Source organism: Bariatricus sp. HCP28S3_F11, assembly GCF_052065395.1.
Lineage (GTDB): Bacteria > Bacillota > Clostridia > Lachnospirales > Lachnospiraceae > Allocoprococcus.
In genome coordinates, this window is record NZ_JBQHUC010000047.1 from 1 (window position 1) to 14,713 (window position 14,713).

14 protein-coding genes and 3 pseudogenes are annotated in these 14,713 nt (G+C 35.6%); 10 read left to right on the forward strand and 7 right to left on the reverse strand.

Annotation, left to right across the window (positions count from 1 at the left end; genetic code table 11):
- Window positions 1-151: 151 nt before the first annotated feature.
- Entirely contained in the window at window positions 152-1,942 is a 1,791-nt protein-coding gene (locus ACTNBR_RS14945; RefSeq protein WP_117787337.1) for a BlaR1 family beta-lactam sensor/signal transducer, read from the reverse strand.
- Complete coding sequence (locus ACTNBR_RS14950; RefSeq protein WP_004613115.1) at window positions 1,942-2,331, reverse strand: BlaI/MecI/CopY family transcriptional regulator; 390 nt, start codon at window positions 2,329-2,331, stop codon at window positions 1,942-1,944. Before ACTNBR_RS14950 ends, ACTNBR_RS14945 begins: the two co-directional genes overlap by 1 nt.
- A 130-nt stretch (window positions 2,332-2,461) precedes the next feature.
- On the opposite strand from ACTNBR_RS14950, the gene ACTNBR_RS14955 reads away from it, so the two are divergent.
- From ACTNBR_RS14955 to ACTNBR_RS14965, 3 genes are read left to right on the forward strand one after another with little or no spacing between them, the layout of a single operon-like run.
- Window positions 2,462-4,543: a penicillin-binding transpeptidase domain-containing protein gene (locus tag ACTNBR_RS14955; RefSeq protein WP_441019030.1), complete on the forward strand. Its 2,082-nt coding sequence runs from the start codon at window positions 2,462-2,464 to the stop codon at window positions 4,541-4,543.
- Window positions 4,544-4,572: 29 nt separating this feature from the next.
- Entirely contained in the window at window positions 4,573-5,769 is a 1,197-nt protein-coding gene (locus ACTNBR_RS14960; protein ID WP_441019032.1) for a DUF6070 family protein, read from the forward strand.
- Between the two features lie 56 nt (window positions 5,770-5,825).
- A complete protein-coding gene (locus ACTNBR_RS14965; RefSeq protein ID WP_441019034.1) occupies window positions 5,826-6,122 on the forward strand; it encodes a DUF6070 family protein in 297 nt (98 codons plus the stop codon).
- Window positions 6,123-6,152: 30 nt separating this feature from the next.
- On the opposite strand, the gene ACTNBR_RS14970 is transcribed toward ACTNBR_RS14965, so the two are convergent.
- On the reverse strand, window positions 6,153-6,866 hold the full coding sequence (locus ACTNBR_RS14970) for an IS630 family transposase (protein WP_297873543.1): 714 nt from the start codon (window positions 6,864-6,866) through the stop codon (window positions 6,153-6,155).
- Entirely contained in the window at window positions 6,791-7,300 is a 510-nt protein-coding gene (locus ACTNBR_RS14975; RefSeq protein WP_441019036.1) for a helix-turn-helix domain-containing protein, read from the reverse strand. The genes ACTNBR_RS14970 and ACTNBR_RS14975 overlap by 76 nt, the downstream gene beginning before the upstream one ends.
- A gap of 215 nt (window positions 7,301-7,515) precedes the next feature.
- Here ACTNBR_RS14975 and ACTNBR_RS14980 point away from each other — a divergent pair, with 215 nt between their 5' ends.
- From ACTNBR_RS14980 to ACTNBR_RS14995, 4 genes and pseudogenes are all read left to right on the forward strand, one after another.
- The gene (locus ACTNBR_RS14980) at window positions 7,516-8,520 is read left to right on the forward strand and encodes a metallophosphoesterase (protein WP_441019038.1); all 1,005 of its coding nucleotides are present in this window, start codon (window positions 7,516-7,518) and stop codon (window positions 8,518-8,520) included.
- Between the two features lie 61 nt (window positions 8,521-8,581).
- Window positions 8,582-8,830, forward strand: coding sequence for a hypothetical protein (locus ACTNBR_RS14985; RefSeq protein ID WP_441019040.1), 249 nt, complete (start codon window positions 8,582-8,584; stop codon window positions 8,828-8,830).
- 551 nt (window positions 8,831-9,381) lie between these two features.
- A complete protein-coding gene (locus ACTNBR_RS14990) occupies window positions 9,382-10,227 on the forward strand; it encodes a MerR family transcriptional regulator (RefSeq protein WP_195280309.1) in 846 nt (281 codons plus the stop codon).
- Window positions 10,228-10,313: 86 nt separating this feature from the next.
- Window positions 10,314-10,421: pseudogene (locus ACTNBR_RS14995) on the forward strand (ATP-binding cassette domain-containing protein); the annotation flags it as partial.
- Between the two features lie 78 nt (window positions 10,422-10,499).
- On the opposite strand, the pseudogene ACTNBR_RS15000 reads toward ACTNBR_RS14995, so the two are convergent.
- The 3 genes and pseudogenes from ACTNBR_RS15000 to ACTNBR_RS15010 all read right to left on the reverse strand — a co-directional run.
- A pseudogene (locus ACTNBR_RS15000) lies at window positions 10,500-10,649 on the reverse strand (CpXC domain-containing protein); the annotation flags it as partial.
- A gap of 65 nt (window positions 10,650-10,714) precedes the next feature.
- Complete coding sequence (locus tag ACTNBR_RS15005; protein WP_243249598.1) at window positions 10,715-11,230, reverse strand: ImmA/IrrE family metallo-endopeptidase; 516 nt, start codon at window positions 11,228-11,230, stop codon at window positions 10,715-10,717.
- Between the two features lie 92 nt (window positions 11,231-11,322).
- Window positions 11,323-11,781 (reverse strand): helix-turn-helix domain-containing protein, encoded by a 459-nt coding sequence (locus tag ACTNBR_RS15010; protein ID WP_005423558.1) that lies wholly within the window; start codon window positions 11,779-11,781, stop codon window positions 11,323-11,325.
- 247 nt (window positions 11,782-12,028) lie between these two features.
- On the opposite strand from ACTNBR_RS15010, the pseudogene ACTNBR_RS15015 reads away from it, so the two are divergent.
- The 3 genes and pseudogenes from ACTNBR_RS15015 to ACTNBR_RS15025 all read left to right on the forward strand — a co-directional run.
- Window positions 12,029-12,733, forward strand: a pseudogene (locus tag ACTNBR_RS15015) (Y-family DNA polymerase); the annotation flags it as partial.
- A gap of 293 nt (window positions 12,734-13,026) precedes the next feature.
- Window positions 13,027-13,719, forward strand: coding sequence for an ArdC family protein (locus ACTNBR_RS15020; protein WP_441019042.1), 693 nt, complete (start codon window positions 13,027-13,029; stop codon window positions 13,717-13,719).
- Window positions 13,685-14,671: a reverse transcriptase domain-containing protein gene (locus ACTNBR_RS15025; protein ID WP_441042726.1), complete on the forward strand. Its 987-nt coding sequence runs from the start codon at window positions 13,685-13,687 to the stop codon at window positions 14,669-14,671. Before ACTNBR_RS15020 ends, ACTNBR_RS15025 begins: the two co-directional genes overlap by 35 nt.
- Window positions 14,672-14,713: the final 42 nt, after the last annotated feature.

Below are 14,713 nucleotides of genomic sequence, written 5' to 3' on the forward strand. Positions count from 1 at the left end.
GCGTAGCTTTTGTAACTCCGAGAATCAGATATGAAGTGAATTACTCCAAGTATCTGAAGTATCTCACAAAAATTAGAGTTTGACTATCCGGTTGATTATAAAGCGCTTACCATCAACCTCCTTAGCTTTTGGGAATAAAGTATTTTCATTTTTAAGAGAATAAAGAATTTAATATTTCTATAGTTATTTCTGAAGCAGCACTGCCGGTGGCATTCTCGGAATTCTGAAGGTTGGTAGCAAAACAATAAGTATTTTCACCGTGTTCAATAAAGCCAATAAACCAACCGTTTGTATTTTGTCCATTCAATGACCCAGTACCTGTCTTTCCATATAATTTTCCAATGGATGTATCAGAAATAAATAAGGCATCTTTTATTGCTTGAATATTTTTTTCCTCAAACTCCCATTTATTTTCCAGAAGTTCAGATAATAGGATTACCTGTTCTACCGGTGAAATCTTTAAGGAAGATTCGGACCAATAATCTTCAATACCAGCTGATAAATCGCAATTCCCATATGAAATTTTGTTATAATAAGAATAAAGTGTTTGGTATCCTATTTGTGTATCAAGATTTTGAAAATACCAATTAACAGAATTACGTAAAGCTGTAGTAAGGGTTTGGTCTTTGTTCCATGAATCAAAATAATAGTTTGTTCCGTCCCAGTGCTGATTAGAAGAATTATAATTGATTACACCTTCCTCTAATGCAAATAAACCACTATAAATTTTATAAGTGGAATCCGGAGAAACTCGTTTGGTGCTTAAATCTTTATTATAAATTTTGTATCTATCATTTGTCATATCATATATTACAAAGCTACCACTTGTTTTACTGAAATAAGAAGATAGGTCTATGTCATCTATATTTTGGGAAGTCAAATTATAAGATGAGTCTCGTGATGCATAGACAGTTAATAAGGGACTAATGCAGTATACTAGAACACAAGCGAACACTAAGATTACAATGCTGTTTCTCTTATGCTTTTTAGAAATTTTTTGATAATTTGCTATTTCTTTTATTCTATCTATAATGACCTTTTTTTCTCCACCTAAACGAGAGAGTGGAGAGAGAAAAGCATTGTGTTGCATTTTTTCAGCATATCTTATTAATGTATAGCCATAATCTATACAGTTGTTTTTCCCTATGATGTTAATTACTGAGTTGTCGCATGCAATTTCCCGATCTTTTTGTAATATATGAAATCCGTACCAAATGAATGGGTTAAACCAATATATGATCTGTAAAATGCAACTTATATAATTTAATGCAGCATCCTTGTGTTTATAATGCTGTAATTCATGTAAAAAGATATAATATACATCCTGTTCAGACAGTAATATATCCATATCTTGAGGAATAATTACCTTGGGATATAGAAGACCGTAAGAAACAGGGCTTGAAATATTACATGAAGCGTATAAAGCGACATGTCGTCTTATTTTTAATTTTTCATGACACGAAATGTATTGTTGGTATAGTTCTGGTTCGTTTTCAGAAGTTATCAAAAAAGCTTTTTTTTGGATTAAATGAATTTTAACAATATTATATATAAAATATACTAATGTAAACAAACACCCGATTATCCATATTGCAAATAAGTATTTATCAAGATCATACAAATTAAAATTATCTTGAGCTGACGCAAAATCAGAAGTACCTAATTGAACAGATAAATTTATATCATCAAGTTGTTTTGTAGAAGTATTTACAATTTTACCCGTATCTTGTTGGAAAAAGTGTTGTAACTTTATTAATAATTGATGTGGTCCGATATTTTTGAATGGTATGAAAGGAATAATAAGCGCACATACAAAAATGTACCACAAATAATACCGACTATTAGTTGTAATATAATTTTTTAATAGTTTTTTGAGTAATAGAATTATCCCCAATAAGATACTGATAGTGAGATTACATAATAAAAAGTGAATCGAGAACATTAGGTTTCATCACCACCATTCAATTTAGAGTCTATAAGATGATACATATTCTTTAAATCGCTGTCAGATAATTGGGCATTGGATAGTAAGGAAGATAATAGCGGAGCCATTTCACCATCATAAAAGCGAGATAAAAAATTATGGTTCTCTTGTGATAAATATTTATTTTTAGAGATAATGGGAAAATAGTAATACATACGCCCTTTTTGTTCATAAGAAATAACATGTTTTGACACTAAACGAGATAATAACGTATGAACTGTTTTATTACTCCAATTGTGTATAGATGGAACTTTTTCACAAATAGAATTTGTGCTTATTGGTGACTCATCCCATATTATTTTCATGATTTCATATTCTGCTTCAGATATTTGTGGTAATTTATCCATGTTTATTCTCCTTTAATCTTACTTTCGTAATAATTATAGAGCATTGAAATAGAAACGTCAAGAAGGCTATTGACAAAAAAGTGATAATAGAATATATTACAAAGGTAAGATATGGAAACAGGAGACAATTATGAAAAGAAAAAAATTTGAATGGACAGGTAGATTGATATTAATAATATTTTCTTTAATTTTAGTATTGAGCTTGATTTTTTTTATTACGAAACAGACACATAAGAACACTACTGAACAATTGCTAACCGAATATATGAATTATATCAATAAACATGAATATGAAAAAATGTATAAAATGATTTCTAAAGAACATTCATCGAATATTTCTATGGAAGAATTTGTAAAGAGAAATAAAAACATATATGAAGGATTAGAAACGAAGGATTTAAGCATTAAAATTTTAAATGAGAAATCCAATGGTAAAGAGATTTCATATCTTACATCATTTAATACTCTTGCAGGTGAAGTGAAATTTCAAAATGAAGTAAACTTTATAAAAGAAAAATTTGAATATAAACTTGTTTGGAAAGATAGTATTATTTTTCCGCAATTAGAGTCTACAGATAAAGTACGAATAGATACTGTAGAAGCAGAGCGAGGACAAATTTTAGATCGGAATGGAAAAGTGTTAGCTGGAAAAGGGGTTGCATCATCAGTTGGGCTAGTGCCGGGTAAAATTCAGGATAAAGAAAACACAATAATTAAACTTGCGGAGTTGCTTGAAGTGGATATTGATGTGATAAAGAACAAATTGTCTGCAGAGTGGGTAAAAGATGATTCATTTGTTCCTATAAAAACAATTCCTAAAGTTAGTGAATTGGAATTAATGAAAATTAATCCGGATGAAAATCTTGTAAAATTAAAGGAAAATCAAGAGGAATTACTATCAATTCCAGGTGTTATGATTAACGATATCGAAGTTAGAGACTATCCTTTAAAAGAAGCAGCGTCACATTTGGTTGGATATATTCAAAAAGTTACAGCGGAAGATTTGGAAGAGAATAAAGGGAAAGGTTATGATTCCAATAGTGTTATAGGGAGAAGTGGTATAGAAAGTTTATATGAAGATAAATTAAAAGGTCAAAATGGTTGCATGATATATATCGAAGATGAATTTGGAAACAGAAAAGATATTATTGTAGATAAACCGGTTCAAAACGGAGAGGATATTCAATTAACAATTGATGCAGAATTGCAAAAAGTCTTGTATGAACAGTTTAAGGATGATAAGAGTTGTTCTGTTGCTATGAACCAATATACAGGAGAAGTTTTGGCACTGGTCAGTACTCCTTCTTTTAACTCAAATGATTTTGTAATGGGAATGTCAGATAAATTATGGAAAAGCTTAAATGAAGATGAAAGGCAACCTTTGTACAATCGATTCAGACAGGTATGGTGTCCCGGATCAACATTTAAACCTGTTACTGCAGTGATAGGGTTAGACACAGGTATTCTTGATCCTGTAGAAGATTATGGAAACGAAGGTTTAAGCTGGCAAAAAGACTCGTCATGGGGGGATTATTATGTGACCACATTACATGAGACTGAACCTGCAACACTGGAAAATGCAATGATATATTCTGATAATATATATTTTGCAAAAGTAGCACTTAAACTGGGGGAAAATAATTTAACTAGCTTTTTAGAAAAATTGGGGTTTAACAAAGAAATACCATTTGATATTAAAATGTCAATATCACAGTATTCAAATACAGAAGGAATAAAGTCAGAAATTCAATTGGCAGATAGTGGATATGGACAAGGTCAAATCTTAATAAATCCATTGCATCTAGCTTCTATTTATTCCGCATTTAGTAATGATGGAAATATAATTGAACCGACGTTACTATATAACCCAAATTATAATCCCAATATATGGATGCCGGAAGTTATTCAAAAAGAAAGTATTCATACTGTTTTAGAGACAATGAAGAAAGTTATTAGTGAACCAACAGCAACGGGATATGGTTTACATAGAGAGGAGTACACTTTGGCTGGAAAAACAGGAACGGCAGAAATAAAGCTTTCAAAAGAAGATGAAACAGGAACAGAATTGGGGTGGATGGCAGTTTTTACAACTGATCCTAATATTGAGAATCCAATATTGCTAATTAGTATGGTTGAAGATGTAAAAAATATTGGTGGCAGTGGTTATGTAGTTCAAAAAGATAAAAGAGTATTGGATCAATATTTACGATAGGAATGAGATGAAAAAAGGTGAAAATGTTAATGAAGAAAATGTTGGCTATTATTTTGGTTTCTTTAGTATTATCCGGATGTGAAAAAAATGGGTCTCAAAATGATCTTATAATTAATAATACAGAAGAAGAGAATGTGGTGATGGATGAAAATGATGATTATGAATTAAAAAATATTGAAATGGGGAGAAAAGAAGAAAAAGACATTAGTGATCGCTTAAGGAAAATGGTTGGAAAATGCAAAAGGATATACAGTCAGGCAGATAAAGGTAATGCGTCAGATATTGTTCTTGAAGAAGAGACAGTTCATACAATGATCGAAAGTATTGCAGAAGAGAATGTTGCCATTACCTGTGGCAGTCATGATTATAATATGTTGAATTATAAACAAGTTGATGATGCTCTTTCTTTGGCAAAAACAGGAGAAAATACTGAAACTGAATTTTTTGTAATTAATACAAGTGGTGTTTGGATATATAATAAACTTCAATTTAAAAACAAAGATTTATATGTAACATCAGCAACAGCTGCATTTGATGATAATATGAGTCCACATATTGTGCAGATAGAAAAAATTCAGGTATATGATTGGAACTATACTGATAAAGGGTGGATTATATGGGAGAAGGCATTATCAAGAAATCAAGAAATGGATATGCATGTTTTTTATAGAATTTTGCCACTTGATGAACAGTGCAGAGAATTAGGAAATAAATGTATTACACCGGTTAGTTACTTTTGCAATAATCTGTTCCTCGTAGATTGGAATCAAAACAGTTTGGAAAATATAGAGTTTAATGATTTGTTTGAGTTTTTATACACAATGAAGTATGGGGAGAAAATTGATGAAAAAAAATATGCATCAGGCATTCCTAAAGTAGAATTTGAAGAAGTGGTCACAACTTATTTTGATATTTCAATAGAAACCTTGGAAATATATGCTCAATACGATGACGTGAAGGGGGTATATCCATGGGAAGCAATTGGTCCATGGAATCGAATTCAACAATTCCAACCTTTCCCAGAAGTAGTGAATTGTATAGAAAATGAGGATGGATCATTAACTTTGACAGTAGAAGCTGTTTTTCAGGAAGAAGGAACAGATTGTTCATTCAGACATGAAGTGACAATCCGAGAAGAAGGTGACAAGTGGATATATTTGGGAAACTGTATTGAACGTGAGGGAGCATATAAAATTCCAGAATATAAACCGCGAAGAGATTTTTAAGTAAATTAAGAAAATAGATTTTTTTATAACTGATATTGTAATTGGAGAGGAAGAGTATGAAAGTTAGATTAATGATCATTATTGGTGTCATTAGTTTTCTACTAGGAGGATGTAATAAAATACAAAAAAATTCAAATCAAGTACAATTAGTTCAAAGAACTGAAGAAATTCTGGTAGAATCCGAAGATTTGGCAGATGATTATTTTCATATATACAAAGAAAGATGGAATCAAAGCAATAGAAATTCATTGAAATTACAACAAGACATTATTGAATATTTAGGCAGAAAAAACTATATTGCGGTTGACATAAATAATCAAATAGATATGGTAAATGGAGAACTAGTGTATTGACATGTTGATATTTAGCTTTACCACCGCCTTTTAAGAGACGGAAGTAAAGCTGGGATATAAAGACTTAAGCTTTATTCTGGCATCACTTGTCCTAAAATGCCAGTCAACCTTTGCTGCTATTGTATTACGCTCTGCTTCCCATACAGACAACTCCTTGCGTAGCAGTTCAATGTTAGCTATACGCCGGGACAGGCACTGCCTGGTCATTACATTCAACTCTATTTCCGCAATGTCCAGCCAACTGCCGTGCTTTGGCGTATAATGTATTTCCAGTTTTTTGATGATGCGTCTTGCCTCATCCGGAGAATATCTCTTATACAGAGAAGCCGGCTTATGGGTATTGAGGTTGTCCATTACAAGAATGATCTTTTCGGCATCCGGGTACATGACATCCACAAGGTACTTAATTTCCTCCGCCCAGTCAACGGCTGTACGATGTTCCCGTACACTTACATGATGTGTCCCGCCAAGTGGTTCTACAAAAGCAAATATGCTGACCGTTCCATTTCGGGTATATTCGGCATCCGTTTTACGGTCATTCCCGGGAATCATTGGCAGGGGCTCCCTGGCTTCGCCCAGAAGCTGGTAAGGCTTTTCATCCATGCAGACAACCGGGTGCTTTTGGTCATAAGGAAGCTCATATACATCAAGGACATCCTCCATGCAGGCTATGAATTCCGGGTCTTCTTTTGCCGGGATACACCAGTAGTCGTTTTTGTGAGGTCGAAGTTTGTTTTTTTTAATGCATTCCTGATCGCCTCTCTGCTTACAGGTGTTTCCAGGATGACTTTCGATTCTTTCTCCAGCAGGCGGATCGTCCATCGGGAGTGTCCTTCCGGAACCGGCCCACAGGCAAGCTCAATAAGCCGGGCTTCTACGCGCCCGTCAACCTTGCGCCTTGCATTATCTGAATTTATGCTTCTTTTAAATTCAGTGACAGCATCAACACCGCCGTTTATGTATTTTGCAACGGTATTTGTGACTGTTGCCAGACAGACGCCGTTTGACCTGGCGCTCTGCTCATGGGTTAGGATTTTTCCATGTGCCTCATCCATGTCAAGGAGTATCTGGCATCTGCAACGTATTGTTTTTGATGTTGCCTTCTTACGGATTATGGATTTGAGTTCCTTGTATTCATCTTCTGTAAGCTTAATCACATATTTTCTAGGTCTTGCCATAGGGATCACCGCCGTTTTTTTTTAGTATATATCAAAACGGCTGTATTTACCAGCTTAATTTGATTATATATCAGTATGTCAACACACTAGAAAAGAAATAAACATATAAAAATAAAATAGAAAATTATGGACAATACGGTGGCTTGATTGGGAAATTAAGGTTGCCGTATTTCTTTATTTAATAGATAAAATGACCAAGGTGCATGCAGGAGGCTGTGGTTACGCCCAGTATCCATGCGGTTTCCAGAGATGGGGCTAGATTTATATTTCTTCTAATTGCTTTTTGCGTTGTTTGGAATATTTATGATAATCAAAGGTTTGTTGTAACAGAACAGACGGTCACACTTGATGATTTACCCAATTCGTTTGACGGGTATCGTATTCTTCAAATTTCCGACCTTCACGGGAAGTATTTCGGAGAAAATCAATTAGATTTGCTTTCTGCTATTAATCAATTAGATTATGATTGTATATTGTTTACTGGTGATATGAACAAGTATGAGGAAAGCGATTTGCTATCATCACAAGCTATTTTTGATTTGATAAATGGGATTGAAAAAAAGGAAATGGCTTTTTGGGTTGATGGGAATACTGGACCTTTTGCCATCGACATGATAAATGGAAGCTGTACAGGCAATTTAACAAAAATAGGAAAAGAGATAGAAGAAAGTGGAGTGAATGTCTTACTTTCTCCCGTTGAAATTACTAGGGAGGGTGAAAGTATATGGCTTGTTCCTGAATTAAATCAAACAGATATTCAAATGAATTATTTAGAAATGACGGAAGATATGTTTGAAAGTACAGAGGACTATCAAAATGTGATTTTATATGGTCAGGAATTGCAAAAATGGTATGAACAATTAAGTGATAATGGACAGGTGAAAATCAGAGTAAATCACTATCCCATACAAGCGAATATGACACAAGCAGATTGGGATGGATTAGGATATTTAGATTATGACCTTTCCATAGCTGGTCATTATCATGGTGGACAGCTTCGACTGCCATTTTTTGGAGCATTATATATTCCGTCACCAACTTCTGGAATAGCAAATGGATATTTTCCAAAACAGAATGAAGTAAAAGGCTTAAATCAAATTATAGATATGCAACAATACATTAGTGCCGGTTTGGGTTCAAGTGCATCTATATCTTTTTTAGATTTTCGCTTGTTTAATACACCAGAAATCAATTTAATAACCTTACGTTGCCACAAATAAATTCCCGTTTATTGGGAAGTCGCAGAGAACGAAAAATCGGGAGTTAAAGGAGAGAGCGATTATGTTTAGATGTCAAAAATGTAAAAAATGGTTAAAAAATATTACAACAGAAACTGATGTAGTTTATGATGGCACAATATATCATGCCACAAATGTACCAACAAAAATATGTCCTGAATGTGGGAAAATAACTATATATGAAATAATTCAAGAACGAATTGTTCAATATGCCACTCAAAGAAATGTAAAAAATATTGATTATGCAGAATGTGAAAATGAAGAAGCTTCTGCCTCTCAATTAATATTGTGAATTTCAATTTTGACAATTTCATATCCATACATGAATATTCCGGCGTTTGTGTCCGTGCTGTCCGGTCAGAAGGAAACCACAGAATCAATGATTGACTGGTGAAATCCTATCAGATATTGCGGCATTGTAAAGCCTGCTACAGCACCGCAAAGCGGCTCTGGGCTTGACAATACCGCACTACCTGATAAGTGGTAAACAAGCCAATCAAAGAGTTTCCCTCCTCCGGAATGTCGGTTTCCAAAATTCCGGAATCAAGGTTTCCGGTGACGAGAATATTCAATACACACAAAGCAGTTAGTCTTAGGATTGACTGCTTTTTTTTCTTATCAAAATTCCAGTCGCTATCCCTATGGTTATGAAATTGTAAATAGAAAATGTCAAGTCGTTGGGTAGGAGAAATGAATAATATTTGGAGTAGAGCAAGAGAGGTTGTGAATGCTGAATTGATTTATAACTAAAAGAGAAGAGATTTTGGATAAATGCTTGACTGTAAACCTTGTTTATAGCTTATTCTTAAGATAAAATAGAGTTGCTTGAAAGGAGTGCATAACATGAAAATAAAAGACGTAGAAGAACGAACAGGTTTATCCCGTTCTAATGTTCGTTTTTATGAAAAGGAAAAACTCATTGAGCCTTCAAGAAACGAAAGTAATGGTTATAGAGATTATTCAGAAAATGATGTGGAAAATATAAAGAAGATTGCATATCTGCGTACATTAGGAATTTCTATTGAGGATATACGAAGCATTATATCTGGAAAAGTAACATTGCAGGAAACGCTTGAGAGGCAGAATGAAATATTAAATAGTCAGATTACTGATTTGAATAAGGCAAAACGCATGTGCGAAAAAATGTTGGGTGAAGAAAGTATTAGTTATGAAAAATTACAGGTAGAACAATATGTAACAGAGTTGCAGGATTATTGGAAAGATAATCAAACTGTTTTCAAACTGGATTCAGTTAGCTTTTTGTATATATGGGGAAGTATGCTTACTTGGATAACGATTACCGTACTATGCTTGATTATTGGGACATTGTCTTATTCTAAGCTGCCGACAGAAATTCCGGTACAATGGAGTAAAGGTGTGGCAACATCTTTGGTGAATAAAAATTGGATTTTTATTTGTCCGGTTATTTGTATTATAATCCGTTATTTATTAAAACCTTTTATCTATGCCAAATTACAGATGAATAATTATTATGGAGAAATTATAACAGAGTATTTGACAAATTATATGTGTTTTATTGTATTGTCAGTAGAAGTTTTCTCAATACTTTTTACTTTCGGAGTGGTAAAAAGTGTTGTTGTACTTTTATTTGTGAACACGGCAGTCTTTATGGGATTGTTAGTAGTCGGATTGACGAAAATGGATTTGAGAGGAAAAGAAATTTTATGATTCAGATTTCAAATTTAACTAAAAAATATGGTGAAACAGTCGTTTTTTCGAACTTAAACTATACATTTGAAAATACTTGTATTTATGGACTTGTTGGAAGAAATGGAGCTGGAAAGACTACCCTTTTGAATATACTTTCGAATTATGATAAAAATTATACGGGAGTAATTTCTATCGACGGAGAAAAAATGAACAAGGTTGATTATCTTGATATGCCGGTTGCCTATCTGGTGATAGAGTGTGGAGTAGTTTAAACGAAAGGTCTCTCCACAGCTCGGGCAGGTATAAAGGAAAATAGATTGATTAAGTACCTTCTCTTTCATTTCAGGATCCAGTGCAGTATTAATACTGTCCCAGAGCTCAAAATCCCCCTCATGATGGCAGGAAGGACAAGTTACCTTTTCTATATGATGTCTTGACATAAATGATCCTCCTTTCAGTGAGCTAAATCTATAGCTTTTCTATTGTAGAATAATCTTATCCGCTATTATTTCGCCAGGAAATTACTCTGTATCTCCATCGGCATATGATAAGCCTGGCCTCGTTTTGTCAGGCTGTATAGTTTAAAGCTCATGAGTTCCGGAGTCGCATTCAAAGAGCTGCAGAGTCCGAAATAATCCAGGTCTTCGTTCTGAACCATATCTTCGATCTCCTCATCATTAATCAGAAGATCGGCAGCAAACAGATTGGCCTGGTATTCTGTATTATCTGTCATATTGTAGAGGGTATCATCTTGCATTGGAGCCATTTTCAGCTGGGAACGATGTAGGATGATATGCCCTAATTCATGGGCGGCAACGATCATCTTTTCTTCTTCTGAAAGGAAACTGCTGATCATGACATAGATTGTCTTACAGCTCATGAAGCAATAGCCTTTCAGTGTCTTATATCTGGAAGTTTCACCGACCACAATGTTCATCTGATCCATGATCTCAAATGGATCTCGGGTTCCATATTTCTTGATTAATTTCTTTGTTTCTGTATATATGTAAGTGTTTCTCAAATAAATCACCTCAAAAGTAAAAAATAAAAAGGGCAGAAATATCCTTGTAACTATAAGGTAACAGATTAGGTGTACAATAATCCCGCCTTCTATTATTTTTCCTCTTGGTTTTTCAGATATTTTTTCGGTGTAAATTTCTTTGCACGTCTTTTGGAATCCAGATAAAGGCTCTGGATCTCATCCATAAAAGCTATTTTATCTTCGTCTGTCAGTGATCCACCGGCAAACATAGCTGCAGCCTGTTCCAGAATCTGCTGAGCCTGTCTGGCACCACGGTTACCAAACTGTTCGGATGCTTCTGTGATAAAAGCTTCATTCTCACTCATGAGATAAGAAACGTCACACTGTAATGCATCTGCCAGTTTCTGATACAGAACATTTTGTTTTGGAAAACGTCCTTCTACTTCCCAGGATCGAATGGTCCTATATGAAACACCAACCATACTGGCCAGTTCCTGCTGACTCATCTTTTTTTCTTTTCTTAATGATCTTACTTTTTCACCGAATGTCATAAACATACCTCTTTCTAAGCCTTGTCTTATAAGTTTCATTAGCCGCTTCAAGGCAAAACGGGAAATGTGTTTCCTTAAAATTTAAAATTAATCTTGACAAAGGGAAATATCTCTCCTATAATGTGAATCACAGATAAGGGAAACATCTTTCCTATAAGATACACAATATTTCCTCTTTTGTCAATGAATATGTGAAATGAATTTCCTGTATATTGAAGAAAACAGGAAAGATAGATAGTCATTGATAGTTAAAATGGGATACATGTTACAAAAAGAGGAAAGACGTATGGGAGGTGGCAATGTGAGTCAGGATCAGACTTCTATTATCTGTATTGATCTGAAGTCCTTTTATGCTTCTGTAGAATGCGTAGAACGTGGACTGGATCCATTTAAAGCAAACCTGGTGGTTGCAGATCCGACCAGATCAAAGTCAACAATCTGTTTGGCAATCACTCCGGCTATGAAGTCTCTTGGCATCAAGAACCGGTGCCGGATCCATGAGATACCGGATTGTGTGAAGTACATCACAGCCATGCCAAGGATGCAGCTGTATATGGATTATTCCGCAAAGATCTATGGAATCTATCTGCGGTACGTCTCAAAAGAAGATATCCATGTGTACAGTGTCGATGAGTGTTTTATTGATGTGACAAACTATCTGCAGCTTTATCATCTCACTGCAAAAGAAATGGCGGTAAAGCTTATGCAGGAGGTTATGGAGGAAACAGGTATCACTGCAACCGCTGGTGTGGGAACCAATCTGTATCTTGCTAAGATCGCAATGGATATCGTAGCAAAGCATGTGGATGACCATATTGGAATCCTGGATGAATTCTCTTACAGAGAGCAGCTATGGGATCATAAACCATTAAGTGACTTCTGGAGGATTGGATCCCGGACTGAAAAAAAACTAGCCGGTTATGGAATCCATACAATGGGCGATATTGCAATGGCTTCTTTAAGATCCGAAGACTGGCTGGGAAGCCTATATCGCAGATGACAATGGCAGTCAGGTAGCACCTGCAGAACGCCTTACCAATGATGTCTATCACTTTGATACAAAGGATCACGTCTTTGAAAAAGCTGACAGATTCACAGAACGTCAGAAAGAAAAAGAAGCACAGGCTGCAAAAACAGAGAAAACAGGAAAAGAACAGCCAGATCAGAAACCGAAAACAAAGAAACATGATATGGAACTTTAATAAAAAATAATCATCACGTCAACTAATAAAAAGCCCTGCGGCATAAACACAATGTCGTGGGGCGTTTTTGGAAAGGAGTATTATGACAGAACAAAACAAGACTACTACTATTCCACTGCCGGTCCAGGGAAAAGATATGGACAGCATTATGCAGTCACTGGAATCCGGTGTGGAAGAACTTTTTACAAGTAACCGCTATCAGGAATTTCTTAAAACCATGGCAAAGTTTCACAATTATTCCTTTAATAATACAATGCTGATCGCCATGCAACGACCGGATGCCACACTTGTTACCAGTTACAAAAACTGGCAGTCCATGGGTAGACAGGTCATGAAAGGGGAAAAAGGAATTACAATCATTGCACCGGCACCATATAAGAAAATGAAGGAAAAAGAGGTTCTGGATGAAAATCAGCGACCGATCATGGGAACTGATGGAAAACCTAAGACTGAACAGGTGGAAGTTACAGTTCCGCATTTTAAAGCAGTTACCGTCTTTGATATTGCTCAGACATCCGGGGAACCAATCCAGACACTGGCACCGGAATTACTGACTGCAGCTGTACAGAATTTTGATTCTTTCATGCAGGCTATTCAGAAAATATCCCCAGTGCAGATACGATTCGATGAGATCGATGGCAATGCCAATGGATATTATCACAATGCAGATAAGGAGATCGTGATCAAAAAAGGACTCAGTGAAAGCCAGACCTTAAAGACTGCTATTCATGAAACCGCCCATGCTAAACTGCATATGGGCTATGGGTATTCATGACAAGAAGTTGATTTTTGTCATAAGACGAATTCTCAAAGCACCTATCAAACTGGAGGACGGGACTTTTATCACGCCCGACAAAGGAACCCCACAGGGAGGTATCATATCGCCACTCCTGGCTAATATCGTGCTTAACGAATTAGACCACTGGGTGGAAAGTCAATGGCAATGGTGTCCGATTTGCAAACGGAATACCAGACCCGACAATGGCTATCGACAGGCTAAGAAATCTAACCTGAAGGAAATGTTCATTGTCCGCTATGCAGATGATTTTCGAATCTTTTGCAGGACTAAGGACTCTGCTGAACGCACCAAATGTGCAGTCACTCTGTGGCTGAAAGAAAGGCTCAAACTGGAAATTTCTGAAAAGAAAACGAGGATTGTAAATGTAAGAAATCATTATTCTGATTTTCTCGGATTCAAAATGAAAGTGCACAGGAAGGGCAACAAACTCGTGGTTATATCTCATATCGCAGATAAAAATCTGGAGCACAAAAGGGAGAAGCTAAAAGAACAGGCAAAGAGAATTGCTCACCCTCGCAAAATATATGGCGAACAGGGTGAAATCAGACTCTATAACAGTATGGTCACTGGCATGCAGAATTACTACTGTATTGCCACACATGTTAATCATGATTGTGCTTCCCTTAACCGCACAGTCATGACCTTGCTGACAAACAGGCTTAGCACTCGCACAGGCAACCGCCTTGTGAAAACAGGGCGAGAGCTTACGGAGTTTGAAAAAGCCCGTTTTGGTAAATCCAAAATGATGCGATATGTCGCTGGTACGAATGAGCCCGTGTATCCAATAGGATACACACAGCACAAAAATCCGCTTTTCCGTAAGAAGAGCTGGAATTATTACACTCCCGAAGGACGTGAAGTGTCGTCTCGCAAAATAAAGTTCCTGTCTCCTGCACAAAAACAGCGAATTATTATATCAGTTCCATAATGATGTCTCTTTGTACGTGCCTGTAATTACGGCGCGCTTTTT

Bases quoted from the DNA above. Each gene is read 5' to 3' on its own strand.
- ACTNBR_RS14945 (WP_117787337.1), bottom strand. From the start codon at position 1,942: ATGTTCTCGATTCACTTTTTATTATGTAATCTCACTATCAGTATCTTA.
- ACTNBR_RS14950 (WP_004613115.1), bottom strand. From the start codon at position 2,331: ATGGATAAATTACCACAAATATCTGAAGCAGAATATGAAATCATGAAA.
- ACTNBR_RS14955 (WP_441019030.1), top strand. From the start codon at position 2,462: ATGAAAAGAAAAAAATTTGAATGGACAGGTAGATTGATATTAATAATA.
- ACTNBR_RS14960 (WP_441019032.1), top strand. From the start codon at position 4,573: ATGAAGAAAATGTTGGCTATTATTTTGGTTTCTTTAGTATTATCCGGA.
- ACTNBR_RS14965 (WP_441019034.1), top strand. From the start codon at position 5,826: ATGAAAGTTAGATTAATGATCATTATTGGTGTCATTAGTTTTCTACTA.
- ACTNBR_RS14975 (WP_441019036.1), bottom strand. From the start codon at position 7,300: ATGGCAAGACCTAGAAAATATGTGATTAAGCTTACAGAAGATGAATAC.
- ACTNBR_RS14985 (WP_441019040.1), top strand. From the start codon at position 8,582: ATGTTTAGATGTCAAAAATGTAAAAAATGGTTAAAAAATATTACAACA.
- ACTNBR_RS14990 (WP_195280309.1), top strand. From the start codon at position 9,382: ATGAAAATAAAAGACGTAGAAGAACGAACAGGTTTATCCCGTTCTAAT.
- ACTNBR_RS15010 (WP_005423558.1), bottom strand. From the start codon at position 11,781: ATGAAACTTATAAGACAAGGCTTAGAAAGAGGTATGTTTATGACATTC.
- ACTNBR_RS15020 (WP_441019042.1), top strand. From the start codon at position 13,027: ATGACAGAACAAAACAAGACTACTACTATTCCACTGCCGGTCCAGGGA.
- ACTNBR_RS15025 (WP_441042726.1), top strand. From the start codon at position 13,685: ATGCTAAACTGCATATGGGCTATGGGTATTCATGACAAGAAGTTGATT.